Raw genomic sequence first — 13,603 nt, 5'->3', positions numbered from 1 at the left:
AAATAATTGACCATTTCTCTACTTTTTACTTATTATTCCTTGCATTTAATTCATTTATGGAGCATAATGGATGATGGAATATATTTATTTAGGAGGACTTATGGATAAAACTGAATTAAATGATGAAGTTCAAATAGACTTATCAGAATTATTTAAATTAATTAGAAAACATTTAAAATCAATTGTGATATTTATGCTAATTGGAGCCATATTAGTTGGAGCCTATACAGCATTTATGGTAGATAAAAAATATTCATCACAGGGAACTATCTTATTAAAAGCTGAAGTAATAGATGGTGCAATTGATAATAATCAATTAAATTCTAATGAATCGATGGTTGCAAACTACATCGAATTATTACAAGGAAATAATATTCAAGATAAAGTTGCTAAAAATTTAGATATTTCATCTGGCTTAGTAAGTAATGCTTTACAGGTTTCAAATACTGAAGATACACAAATAATTGAAATAAGTGCTACAACAACTGATCCTGGCTTATCTAAAAGAATTGTTGATGAAACAATCAACGTATTTACAGAAACAGTAAAAGAGATATTAGATGTATCTAATATTATTATGGTTGATAATGCCGAAATTAACACTGCTCCTGTTTCGCCTAACATTCAAAAAAATATGGTTTTAGGTGCAGTTGCAGGAATAGTTATTTCTTTAGGATACATATTATTAACTTATTTATTGGATAGTAAAATTAAAAATGCAGATGTTGCTGAACAAGTTTTAAATTTACCTGTATTAGGAATAGTTCCATATTTTGAGGATCAATAATGGAATTGATCGATATCCATAGTCATTATGCTTGGGATATTGATGATGGTATTGCAAACTTGAATGATGCTAAAGAAGCACTAACAAAAGCAAAAAAACAAAATATAAAAAGAATCGTTGCAACACCACATATTATTCCAGGAACAACAAATGATCTTAATTTAATTAAACAAAGAATTAATGATTTTATCAAATTAGCTAAAGAATATGGAATTATTGGGTATTGTGGCAGTGAAGTTATGCTTAATGATGAATGTTTAATTGGGTTACAAAACAATTTAATTATTCCCATCAACAATGGTCCATATGTACTTGTTGAATTTAATTTATCAAGAAAGATAAATGGTGATTGTCTTGATTATTTATATGAATATTCATTAAAGCACAAATTAATCATTGCTCATGTTGAAAGATATTTTTATAAAGATTTAGATTTATCAATGATTAGTTCATGGATAAAGCATGGTTATATCATCCAAGTAAACAGTTCTAGTTTTCTTGGTGAAAATGGCAGTAAAATTAAAAAAAATGCCTATAAATTATTGGAAAAAGGATTAATTCATGTTATTGCTAATGATACTCATAGAGCATCAAGACATCGTTTTCCAAATTTGCATGATACATACGAATTATTATCTAAAAAATATGAAGAAAAAAATATTAGACAATTAATGTATGATAACCCTCTTGCTATCATTAACGGTAAAGAGGTTTTACCAGTACAAGTAAAAAAACTATCATTGTTTAAAAGGAGAAAATAAATGTTTAAGAAAAAAACAAAAAAAGAAAGTGAATCCACGTTGTTAATAACCAACCCTAATCAAAAAAATAGTCGCGTTGATTATAATGAAATTTATCGTCATATACGTACAAATATTGAATATTCAGCTGTTGGACAAGATATTAAAGTAATTAATATTACTTCTGCAGCTCCATCTGAATCTAAAAGTACCACTTCATTGAATTTAGCAATGATTTATGCTGCTAAATATCCTAAAGTTTTACTCATCGATGCAGATTTAAAAAAACCAGTGTTACATAAATATCTAAAACTTTCTAATACTAACGGTCTTACTAATGCATTGATTGATTATGATAAAAATAAAAAGATCAATCAATCATATTTTCAAAAAATAACTGATAAGTCTTTTGTTGGGGAATTAAGTGTTTTAACATCAGGGATTAAAGTACCTAATCCTTCAGAATTATTAAGTAAACCTATTTTTGAAGAATTTATAAAAAAATTAAAAGAAATGTATGATTTTATTATTATTGACTGCCCTCCAGTAATGGTAGTTAGTGATGCTATCCCAATTGGAAATGTAGTAGATGGAACTATATTTATATGTTCTTCTAAATCTACTAATCGTAAAGATGCAAAATCAGCAATTGAAATTTTACAGAAAAACAACGTACACATAATTGGCACAGTATTGACACAAGTTGAAGATGATGGCATGAATTCTAAGTATTATTATTACTATTATTAAGATAAAATGATTCAAAAGAGAAATAATATACTTTTTGCCATCACTGTAATAATTTTATGTGTTTTAATTGTTATAATAATTTTTTACGATCGAAATAGCACTGAAAAAGTTGCTAATAAATTTAATAGTGCTAATACAACTACTGAAGTTGAAAAAGAAAAACCTCAGGAAAAAGAAGATAAAGATAAAACGGATGAAAGTGAAAAAGTCACAGAAATTCCTACTATCTATTGTGTTGGAGATAGTACAACAATCGGTAGTGAAAACCAAAACAATTCATATGTAACTTATTTATCGCAATCATTAAATGCTAATATTAAAGTAATCGGTGATGCAAAACTAACTAGTTCAGCTTTATTAGTTAAATTAGGAGTTACACCTGTTTATATAGATAAATTATCTATACCAAGCACTACTACACCTACATCAATTGTTTTTTTAGATAGTGATGGTAAAGCTAATAATGATTTATTGGAATGCCAAGGTTCGATTGAAAAAGTTACTATTAATGGAATTGAAGGTACAATTACTTATCAACATGAAGGAAATACACTTGTATTTACTCGAAATGAACCTGGTGAAGCTTCAGTCGTAAATTCACCAACATTATTACAAATTAATAGTGAGATTGAATCAGATAGTATTTTGATTCTTTATACTGGTGCTTACGAAGAAAGTATTCGCGGTAGCTTAGCTAATTACCAAAATCAAATTATCAGAGCCTTTAATACTGATAAATATATTGTTGTTTCATTAACTCAAGATAATCGAAATGAAACAAATCAAGCATTAAAAAATACACATGGTGAACATTTTTTAGATTTTAAAAATTATTTATTAACTAGTGGATTAAATGATTTAGGTATTCAACCAACACCAGCAGACCAACAAAATATAGCTGAAAATAAGATACCTGATAGTTTAAAAGCTGATTCAATCAATGGAAATGACAAATATAGTCAATTGTTATCTAATCAAATAATTAAAAAATTAACTGAAATGCAATATATAAAATAAAAAAATGTTAAATTATTATAATATTGCTTGTTATTTATACAAAAAAGGCATATCATTGATATATGTATTTATGATAGGGAGGAAGAAAAATGAAAAAAAGAATTTGCTCATTGCTTGTAGCTTGTTTCCTAGTAATATCAACTACATCTTCATTATGGGCAATAGGAAATTTAAATGATAATGAAAAAGAGGTTTTAGCTGCATTAAAATCAACAGTAGAAGTTGATGGTTCAACTGTCGGTTTACAAGATGCTGATATTAACACTGCTGAAAATTATATGATGCAAGATGGTTTTGACTTAACCTCAGAACAAAAAACTATCATCATTAATAATATCGAAGCTACTAAATCATACTTAGCTGCTAATCATATCAAAGACTTTAACTCTATTACAAGACAACAAGCTTATGATATCTTAGAATTTCTACAAGCTGCAGCAAATGCCATTGGATTAACTGTTAAACTAAACGGTGCCGATAGAACTATTTCATTCTATGATGGAGATAAACTTATTTATACAACTACTCAAGTTATAAAAAGAACTGGTTATGATATGACACAAACGGTAGTTATTGCATCAGGTTTAGTTATTATTTTATTGGGTGCAGGATATTATGCAAAAAGAAAACAGTTATTTTGTAAATAATGAAATTACATCATAAACAAAGTAAAATAATGGCACTAATATTAGTGCCATTATCTTTTACATTTATCTGCTATTTGACATTATATATGTTAATAAGTCCTGTAATTGACCCTTTAATATCTATTTATAACTTGATTGCAAGTGACTATGCACCTGAATTAAATGAAGAAAATTCTCAAAATTTATATGCAAATAAATTAGTGTCTTCTGATATTATTAAAGCTTCTCAAATTATTCAACCAAATTTTGGTGATATGTTTGGAAAACTTACGATTGATTCGGTCAATATTAAAGTAAATTTATATTATGGTGATGATAGAGAGCAATTAAGACATGGTGCCGGATTATTTGCCGGATCTTTTTTACCAGGATTTAATCGTACGATTCTTATCGCTGGGCATTCAATACCTTATTTTGAACCTTTAGGAAATATTAAAACAGGTGATATTATTAGTATTTCTACTCACTATGGAGATTTCCAATATAAAATAACAAATACAAAAATTGCTGATGCGGATGATAGTTCAAATTATGATTTAAAACAAGATAAAAAAGAACAGTTAATTTTATATACATGTTATCCATTTGAATTAATCGGTTATAAATCTCAACGACTATTTGTTTATGCTGATAAAATAAGTGGACCAACTATAGTGGAGGGACAATAATATGCATAAAAAATCAAAACGTAGATCAGTAGCTTATATAGTATCATTGTTATTAACTGTTTTTATTAGTATTTTTATTGTTTTAACAATTAGTAATTTTACTATTTTTAACGCAAATTATCTACTTTCTAAAATGGAAAGTGTTAATTTTTATCAAGAAGCTATTAGTAACTTAAATAAACAGATTCAACAAGAAACACAATCAACTGGTTTTCCAATTGAAATGTTTGAAAATTATATTGATGAAAAAGAAGCTGATGATATAATGGAAAATCATTTAAAAGATGCTTTAGTATATGGTAAAACAAAAATTGATACATCTAAGTTTGAAGAAAAACTTTCTAATGATATTGATAATTATCTTAAATCAGCAAATATTATTATTAATAGTGAAGAAGAAACTGCAATTTCAATTTTAAAAACAAATTTAATTGATTATTATGAAACATATTTAACATTTCCATATTTAAATATATATGTTGACATAGTTAATAACTTTCATTCTTTTTACCACGTTATTGTAGTTATCTTAGTTTTATTGATACTACTTGCTGGATTTATTTTATATCACTTATTTAGTCACTATCGTGGTAGACGTAGATATTTTGCTTATTCTTTAATAAGTTCAGGATTAATATGCTTTATTTTACAGACAATTATTTATTTTGGTAATTTTGTTAATAAAATCAGTTTATCTCCTCAATATTTCTATAATTTTATTACTAGCACAATTAATACATATTTATTAATTTATATTATCGCTGGATTAATCTTAATTGCATCGGGAATAATTTGTGCATATATAAAAATAGAAAAATCTTAATCCTCCATTGGAGGATTTTTTGATAAAATAATTGAATAGGGGCTAAGAATTAAAATCTTTCGCCCCTTTCACAACACCGTGCGTAGGGTTCCCTACACGGCGTTTCATAAGTTTATAGAGTTGTAATAATCTAGTGCACTTATAAATCCGTATATTTTTAATACTTCATTTGTAAGTGTCCTTTTTAGTATGAAGCTATTGGCGATGTGCCAGTAGCTTTTTCTTGTGTTTGCCCATTCCCATGCCTTACTTTTATTAATACCTAGTTTTTGTAAATTTCTATACCTTGTTCTTACTAACTTCCATCTTTTCCAATATATCATTCGTATTCTTCTTCTCATCCATGAGTCTATTTCCCTTAGATGTTTACTCATATTCGCTATCCTATAGTAATTCACCCAACCTGTAATGTATTCTTTTAACTCTTTAGCTAATTCCTTACTTGATATTGGTCGGTTCCTTTTGGTGATTTCCTTTATTCTCTTTTTCATCTTTTCTTTAGATTTCTTGTGAACAGTGATTCGTACATTACCACTCTTCTCTATATAAAATCCAAAGCCCAAGAATTTTATATCAGTAATATAGGCTACCTTTGTCTTCTCTTGGTTCACTTTTACAAATAATTTCTCTTCTAAATATCTTGTCACTGTTTCTTTGACTCTCATTGCACTTCTTTTACTTTTGAATAGTATGACACAGTCATCTGCGTACCTTACAAATCGATTTCCTCTTCTTTCCATTTCTTTATCAAATTCATTAAGATATATATTTGATAATAATGGGCTGAGTGGCCCACCTTGGGGTACTCCTTTTGTAGTTTCTTCAAACTTATGTTTTACTATGACTCCTGCATTGAGATATTTATGTATGAGTGATATAACTCTTCCGTCTTTAATAGTTTGTGACAATATCTGTATAAGTCTTGAATGGTTGACTGTATCAAAGTACTTCTCTAAATCTAGGTCTACTGTATATCGATATCCTTCATTGGCGTATTCGACTACTTTTCTTACTGCTTGATGGGCATTTCTTCTTGGTCGGAACCCATAACTATTGTCACTGAATTGGGGTTCAAATATTGGTGTCAGTACCTGTACTATCGCCTGTTGTATGACCCTATCCGTCACTGTTGGAATTCCTAACTCTCTTTTCTTTCCGTTATCTTTTGGTATTTCTACTCTTTTAACGGCTTGTGGACTATAATGTCCCTCCATGATAAGTTTCTTTAGATAAGACCAGTGTTGTGCGAAATGCGTACGAACTTCTGCGACTTGCATTTTATCTACACCACCACTTCCCTTATTACTCATAACCCTTTGGATTGCCTTTTCTATATTGGCATCCTCCATAATTGTTTCAAGTAACTTCTCATGTACTACAAATCTATTGGTGTTCTTCGTATGTGATATCTCTTGTTTTGATGTAGGATACACTTCTCCACTATTGTCGTATTCCGTACTATCTTCATAGAGTAAGCCTAATGATAGTTGACAGTATCCTATTTTATCTTGAGTATCTTTCATTTCCAGTTCACCTCCTTATGTTCGGTCCTTCGCTAGATAACCATTACAGTTATCATCATCACTACTATGACCTCGGCTGACTTCCTAGGACAAACGTTTCCACCATGATTACATTTTCATCATGTTCCTAGGACCTCCCACGGTAAGACATAACACTTTCATCCTATGTACCCACTATCTTTACACTGCTTATTCCGTCGTACTATTGGACTTCGATTTGTTTAGCAATCTCATCCGATAAGCTTCTGCCTAAAATAGTTCGTATTCCTTGGGTCAGGACTTTGCCTCCAACTTCCTCCCGTTCACACCTTACGATGGATACCTTGTCTTCGGCTAGTGGTTGGTAGTACGAAACCCCCACAGTGGACTTTCACCACCTAGTCTTATGTCATGCGTGGCACACTAAAAAAATAACTACTAAAGAAAATCTTTAATAGTTATCTTTTTATTTTTAATTATTTTCTTAAACCTAAGCTTTCACATAAAGCAGAATATCTTTCGATATCTTTATTTCTTAAGTATTTTAATAAATCTCTTCTACGTCCAACTTTTTTTAATAAACCTCTATTAGAGTGTTTATCTTTTGGATGTTGTTTAAAGTGATCATTTAATTTGTTGATATCTGCAGTTAATACTGCGATTTGTACTTCTGGAGAACCTGTATCTCCTTCTTTAGTAGCATATTTTTGCATAATAGCTGTTTTTTCTGCTTTTGTTAACATTTTTTTATCCTCCTTAAATTTAACTTAGCTGACCCCAAGCTATACGTCGAGTCCTCGTATATCCTAGATGTTGCCGCAATTAATATTTTACCAAATAATCCTTTAAAGTCAAGTTATTTATCGAACAAAAACATAATTTTGCTCATTCGACATTTGTTCGTTAAAAACATATCCTAACTCATTAAAATTTTTAACTTGATCAAAACAATTAACTTTATTTTCTATCAAATAACGTGTCATTTGTCCCCTTGCTTTCTTTACATAAACACCAATTTCTTGGTATCCATTAGATCTTTTTTCCATAAAATAACATTTTACATATTTAATATCATCAGTTAAATATTTTTAAATAATTCTAGTATACTGCTTTGCACCCAAATCAAGAATTTCTTTATCATCTTTAATTAATTCCTGATAAATCTTATTGTCCCAAAATTCATATAAACTACAATATTCATCAACTACTAATTTATCATTTAATTCTAAACGATATGGTACAACACCATCAAATGGTCTTAAAATACCATAAAATCCTGATAAAATTCTTAAATGTTTTTTAGCAAACATATAATCCTCATCAGTTAAAATATGTGATGCCATTTGTTCATATTGAACTCCTTTATATGCAAACATAGCTGGTACTAGATTGTTGTTTAAATTCATTGATTGATAATTATCATACGCTTCTTTAGCAATTTTATCATTACATTTTAATAATTTCTTTACTTCATCTACAGTTAATGTTTTTAAATTATTTAAAATTATCTCACTTTCTTTTATATATATTGGCTTACTTAGTGCATCAAAATAATCAATTTCTTGATACATTCTTTTTGCTGGTGTTATTACAATTTTCATACCTTTCTATAATGTTCCTTTAAATAATATCTAACTTTATTTTGGGTTATTTTTTTATATTCAATAGCATTTAAAGGGCAACCACCAATACATGCCATACACTGCGTACATCTGTTATTCCATTTAGGTTTATTATCAACAAGTTCAATATTATTTAATGGACATAATTTTTTACATGTAGCACAGCCATTACAATTTTCCTTTACATAAAATCCATCACTTTTAACAAACATCAAATAAAAAACATAATTAACAAATGAACTAGCAATTTTATCAATTAAATTACATTTTTCATCATCTAATTTATCTTTTTCATTAATTCTTTTTGCCACTAATAATGAAGGTTTTATTGCCTCGGAAATAATTTTTTTAGCTTCATCACTATCTGGTGCTTTAAACATTGTAATAAAATTTTCAGGCATAACAATTCCTTTAATCCCCATATACATTAACCCTACTCTATCACATAATTCTTTTACATATTTTTTAGCATTACCAATACTACTACCACATGTTAAAACAAAATAAATCATTTTATTTCCATTAAAAACATTATCACTAATAAATTCTTCAACTACTCTAGGAATTCTCCAAGCGTACGTTGGACAAACGATAATATAAGGTTTTGTACTTTCAAAAATACTTTTTTGATTATTTTTTAAATAATCATTAATACAAACAATCTCATCATTTAAAATAGAATTAATTACTTCACTAATATACCTACTATTACCAGTACCACTAAAATACAAAATCATTTTTTCCTCCACTAACTTTATATAATCGAAAAACTTGTTCAACAGTATTACTCATATTTTTACATGCAATTTGTTTATCCATAGCTTTTTGTAAACTAATTACCTCATTTAAGATTGAAAAATAAGCGTCTATTCCCAATTCATTACATATCTTTGCCTCATTAGAAATACTGCCACAAATTGCAATAACTGGTAATTGATATTTTTTTGCAGCTCTAGCAACACCAATAGGTACTTTACCCATAACACTTTGAGAATCTAAACGCCCTTCTCCAGTTATAATTAAATTAGCATCTTTTAAATCGTTTTCCAATTCTATTTCATTTATAACTAAATCTATTCCAGATTGTAATTTTGCATTTAAATAAGTATAAAATGCAAATCCTAATCCACCAGCAGCTCCAGCACCAGGATAGTTTTCATTAGCATTATTGTATTTTTGTTTAGATAATAAAGCATAGTCCAACATCCATTTATCCATCTGTTTAATTAATTGCTCACTAGCACCTTTTTGTAAGGCAAATACTTCACTTGCGCCATTTTTTCCACATAATGGATTATTTACATCACAAGCTATCATAAATTCACATTTTTTTATTATTGAAGGAACATTAGTATCATCAATAATTTTTAATTGACTTAGTCCCTTAGCTCCAAATTCAACCGGTTTATTGTTTATATCTAACATTTTATAGCCAAGTGCCTGTAACATTCCAATACCGCCATCATTTGTAGCACTACCGCCAATTCCAATAATAAAACGATAATATCCCTGCTCAATTGCATCTAATATCATTTGTCCTAATCCATATGTTGTTGTATTTAACGGATTTCGATCTTTTAACTCAACTAAAGTTAAACCAGCTACTTTAGCCATTTCAATAACTGCTAATTTTCTCGATGCAATTAATCCATAACTACATTCAATAACTTTTCCTAAAGGATCCAAAGCTTTGATTGTACGAATTTTACCATTCATTTGACTTACCAATGTTTCTATTAACCCTTCGCCACCATCAGACATCGACTTAATAACAATATTACTATCAGGAAATACACGTTTAATTCCTTCTTCAATTGCTTTACCTGCTTCATTAGACGTTAAACTTCCTTTAAAAGAATCTACTGCAACAACAATTTTCATTATCTCACCTCCTAAAATTACGGTATCCACCAACTACCGTCTATCATTTGATTAAGTGTCCCTACTTCTTCATAAAGAATATTACCTTTTTTATCTTTTACAATAATTTTATCATAATAACGATAACCACAAGTAATTTTATCGTTTACAACACCTTCTTCAATCCAGGCAGTAAAATAAACTAAATCATCATCAATAAATACAACACTTTCATTTTCTTCCATAATAATTTCAAACTGCTCAGAATAATAACAAGTTAGCTTTTTATCTTGGCTAATCACATTAAGATTAGAACCAATAATTTGAAAATTATATAAATTAATCGCACTGATGGAAAAATCTGTAATTATCTTACAACAACTACCTGGTAGATATTTATATAAAATTACTTTACCTATATTGAAATTGTCTTGTAAAAAATAGATATAACCACCATAAAAATGAATTGTTGTCCCTTGATAACTACCATTATTCAACCAGTCTTGAATATCCCATAAATCTTCATAATCACTTAAGCTATAGCCATAACAAGTTTGTCCTGGTAATATTTCTATTGTTCTTCCTGTAATCTCACTAAATCTTTTTATATTCATGATGTTCTCCCAATATTAAAACATAAGTATTTTCTTATTCATAAAATATTATAATTTTTATACTTTTATATCAAATTCTACTAAATAACAATAAAAAGGAGAACAATGTCTTCTTACAACAATTTTAATAAATCTAAAGGGTGATTAAAAACATATGTTGGATTATCAATTCCATCATTTAATACGCTACCCCAAGTAGCATATCCAAAATCAACACCGGCATTCTTTGCAGCCAAATAATCACTAATTGAATCACCAATAAAAATAGCTTCTTCAGATTTTATTGAAATTTTATCTAAACATTTAAAAATAGGTTCTGGATCTGGTTTATGCTTTGTTGTATCATCAGCCAAAATAGCTACTTTAAAATATTTATCAATTCCTTTTTCAACTACATCAATTTGATATTGTGCAACCATCTTTGAGGAAACAATTGCTTGAATAATTTTTCCATCAAACTTTTCAAAAACAGTCTCAAATCCTTCATACAATTTAGCGCCATGTTCATATTCATTAACATATTTAACCCATCTTGCATAAGTTTTTTCAATATCTTTTATTTTTAAATCCGCCATTGTTTTTAAACCTGGAGCTCCTGCATATTTTAAAAGTTCTTCATAAGCAACTTTTCTACCTGTTTCTTCTTCAATGATTCTCATTAATGGAACTATATTCATATCTAAAGTATCTAAAATAGTTCCGTCAATATCATAAATTATTGCTTTATATTTTTTCATTACATATCCTCCAACCAATAGTATTCTATCATATATCTACTATTAGTTCCAAATATAAAGCATACAGAAAAAAATACAATTGCTAGTGTTTAATTTTACTTTTCGTTGAGCACAACAAAAAAATTGTTTAATAGACAAAATAAATGTAAGTAATGTTATACAAATTATATAAACTTTATATAAAAAATAGGAGTATTTTTACTCCTACTAAATTATATCTTATTTTTTAACAATTCCACTAAATGATCAGTAACTACTTCTAAAGAATCATCATTAACAAGATGAATATCACAAGCTTCTAAATATAACTGATATCTTTGATTATACAATTTATCTAATTTATCACTGCCCTCTTTTAATAATGGACGTGATGAAATATCAACGTCTTTTTTTATATTATTAAGTGGTCGATCAATAAAAACAACAATTCCATTTTCTTTTAAATATTTTATATTCAATGGATCTAAAACAATTCCCCCACCTGTAGAAATAATATAGCCATTTAATTTAACTATTTCCTTGCAAACATTTGTCTCATTTTCTCTAAAATAATCTTCCCCAATTACAAACATTTCATCAATTGTTTGATGATATTTATTAACTATATATTCATCAGTATCAATAACTAATTTATTAAGTTTTTTTCCAAGTAATTTAGAAATAGTTGTCTTACCACAACCCATCATTCCAATTAAAACAATATTTTTCATAATTCTTTATGCATGACAATAATTTCCTAACACTCTTAGTGTTAAACAATTAGTCTTTAATTGTTCTAGTGCTATTTTTACATTATTATCATTTAAACTTCCTTCAAAATCAATATAAAAATAATATTGCCAAGGTTTATCTTTAATTGGGCGTGATTCAATTCGCGATAAATTAATTTGATGATCTTTAATAACTTTTAAAATTGAACTAAGTGCTCCTACTTTATGCTGTAACGTAAAAACAATACTAACTCGATTACTATTATTACAATTTTCTAATTGTTTTCCAATAATTATAAATCTTGTATTATTACTTTCAACATTATGAATATTTTCTTTAATTACTGCTAAATCATATAACTTAGCAGCTATTTTAGAAGCAATAGCACCTAAATGTTTATCATTTTTTTCACTAACATATTTTGCTGCTGCTGCTGTATTTGAATAATTATAAACTTTAATTTTAGGATGATCATTTAAAAACTTAGAAGATTGTTGTAAACCTTGTTCATGACTATATAAACAAGTAATATCTTCTAGCTTAGCGCCTTTAATTCCTAATAGATTTTGAGTAATTTTGATACTATGTTCGCCAACAATATAAAAACCATAGTCTCTTAATAAATCATAATTATCATTAATTGCCCCAGTTGAGGAGTTTTCTAATGGCACAACTCCATAATCAATTTCATCGTTTTTTAAAGCCTCATAAACATCTTGAAAATGCTCATAATTAATATTATCAACTTCTCCAAAATACTCCAATAACGCTTGATGAGCAAAAGCTCCTGGAACACCAGCATAACCAACTTTAATATTTTCTGTCTTTTCTTTAGCTAATTTATATGTGTATGTTAATGGTATAAAAGTTGCCTGATAGCTTTTTCCAATGTCCATAATATCTTGAACAAAATTATGAGCATATGCTTGTAAAGATGAATCATTTAAACGCTTAACATTTTTTTCAATAACATCTTTTTCTCGCTCAGGTTGAAATATTTGCATATTATTAGCCAACTTATAGGTAACAACTTCCCTGCTTATTTTCATCCTTTGTTCAAACAATTTAATTAATTGTTGATCAATTTGATCAATTTCTTTTCGACATTCATTTAAATCTTTCATA

At 28.0% G+C, this 13,603-nt stretch carries 15 protein-coding genes and 1 pseudogene; 7 read left to right on the top strand and 9 right to left on the bottom strand.

Annotated elements, in window-relative coordinates; genetic code table 11:
* Positions 1 to 100: 100 nt before the first annotated feature.
* From NQ543_RS03425 to NQ543_RS03395, 7 genes are all read left to right on the top strand, one after another.
* Positions 101 to 787, top strand: coding sequence for a YveK family protein (locus NQ543_RS03425; RefSeq protein WP_039904503.1), 687 nt, complete (start codon positions 101 to 103; stop codon positions 785 to 787).
* Entirely contained in the window at positions 787 to 1,548 is a 762-nt protein-coding gene (locus tag NQ543_RS03420) for a tyrosine-protein phosphatase (protein ID WP_004610302.1), read from the top strand. Before NQ543_RS03425 ends, NQ543_RS03420 begins: the two co-directional genes overlap by 1 nt.
* Complete coding sequence (locus NQ543_RS03415) at positions 1,549 to 2,277, top strand: CpsD/CapB family tyrosine-protein kinase (protein WP_004610301.1); 729 nt, start codon at positions 1,549 to 1,551, stop codon at positions 2,275 to 2,277.
* Between the two features lie 6 nt (positions 2,278 to 2,283).
* Positions 2,284 to 3,294, top strand: coding sequence for a hypothetical protein (locus NQ543_RS03410; RefSeq protein WP_004610300.1), 1,011 nt, complete (start codon positions 2,284 to 2,286; stop codon positions 3,292 to 3,294).
* A gap of 89 nt (positions 3,295 to 3,383) precedes the next feature.
* Positions 3,384 to 3,941, top strand: coding sequence for a hypothetical protein (locus tag NQ543_RS03405; RefSeq protein WP_004610299.1), 558 nt, complete (start codon positions 3,384 to 3,386; stop codon positions 3,939 to 3,941).
* Positions 3,941 to 4,609: a class D sortase gene (locus NQ543_RS03400; RefSeq protein ID WP_004610298.1), complete on the top strand. Its 669-nt coding sequence runs from the start codon at positions 3,941 to 3,943 to the stop codon at positions 4,607 to 4,609. Before NQ543_RS03405 ends, NQ543_RS03400 begins: the two co-directional genes overlap by 1 nt.
* Before the next feature lies 1 nt (position 4,610).
* The gene (locus NQ543_RS03395; protein WP_004610297.1) at positions 4,611 to 5,432 is read left to right on the top strand and encodes a hypothetical protein; all 822 of its coding nucleotides are present in this window, start codon (positions 4,611 to 4,613) and stop codon (positions 5,430 to 5,432) included.
* 104 nt (positions 5,433 to 5,536) lie between these two features.
* On the opposite strand, the gene ltrA is transcribed toward NQ543_RS03395, so the two are convergent.
* From ltrA to pheA, 9 genes and pseudogenes are all read right to left on the bottom strand, one after another.
* Positions 5,537 to 6,955 (bottom strand): group II intron reverse transcriptase/maturase, encoded by a 1,419-nt coding sequence (gene ltrA, locus NQ543_RS03390; RefSeq protein WP_004608658.1) that lies wholly within the window; start codon positions 6,953 to 6,955, stop codon positions 5,537 to 5,539.
* A gap of 455 nt (positions 6,956 to 7,410) precedes the next feature.
* Positions 7,411 to 7,677, bottom strand: a complete 267-nt coding sequence (gene rpsO, locus NQ543_RS03385; RefSeq protein WP_004610296.1) for a 30S ribosomal protein S15 — start codon at positions 7,675 to 7,677, stop codon at positions 7,411 to 7,413.
* Between the two features lie 117 nt (positions 7,678 to 7,794).
* A pseudogene (yaaA, locus tag NQ543_RS03380) lies at positions 7,795 to 8,505 on the bottom strand (peroxide stress protein YaaA).
* 26 nt (positions 8,506 to 8,531) lie between these two features.
* Complete coding sequence (locus NQ543_RS03375; RefSeq protein ID WP_004610293.1) at positions 8,532 to 9,293, bottom strand: EFR1 family ferrodoxin; 762 nt, start codon at positions 9,291 to 9,293, stop codon at positions 8,532 to 8,534.
* Positions 9,277 to 10,437, bottom strand: a complete 1,161-nt coding sequence (locus NQ543_RS03370) for a glycerate kinase family protein (protein WP_039904501.1) — start codon at positions 10,435 to 10,437, stop codon at positions 9,277 to 9,279. The genes NQ543_RS03375 and NQ543_RS03370 overlap by 17 nt, the downstream gene beginning before the upstream one ends.
* Before the next feature lie 17 nt (positions 10,438 to 10,454).
* Positions 10,455 to 11,030, bottom strand: coding sequence for a hypothetical protein (locus NQ543_RS03365; protein WP_004610291.1), 576 nt, complete (start codon positions 11,028 to 11,030; stop codon positions 10,455 to 10,457).
* Positions 11,031 to 11,143: 113 nt separating this feature from the next.
* On the bottom strand, positions 11,144 to 11,767 hold the full coding sequence (locus NQ543_RS03360) for an HAD family hydrolase (protein WP_004610290.1): 624 nt from the start codon (positions 11,765 to 11,767) through the stop codon (positions 11,144 to 11,146).
* Positions 11,768 to 11,979: 212 nt separating this feature from the next.
* Entirely contained in the window at positions 11,980 to 12,477 is a 498-nt protein-coding gene (locus NQ543_RS03355; protein WP_004610289.1) for a shikimate kinase, read from the bottom strand.
* Positions 12,478 to 12,483: 6 nt separating this feature from the next.
* Entirely contained in the window at positions 12,484 to 13,602 is a 1,119-nt protein-coding gene (gene pheA, locus NQ543_RS03350) for a prephenate dehydratase (RefSeq protein WP_004610288.1), read from the bottom strand.
* Position 13,603 lies beyond the last annotated feature (1 nt).

It is taken from the genome of Thomasclavelia spiroformis DSM 1552 (assembly GCF_025149465.1).
Classification (GTDB): domain Bacteria; phylum Bacillota_I; class Bacilli_A; order Erysipelotrichales; family Coprobacillaceae; genus Thomasclavelia; species Thomasclavelia spiroformis.
This window is presented reverse-complemented; position numbering and strand designations above follow the sequence as displayed.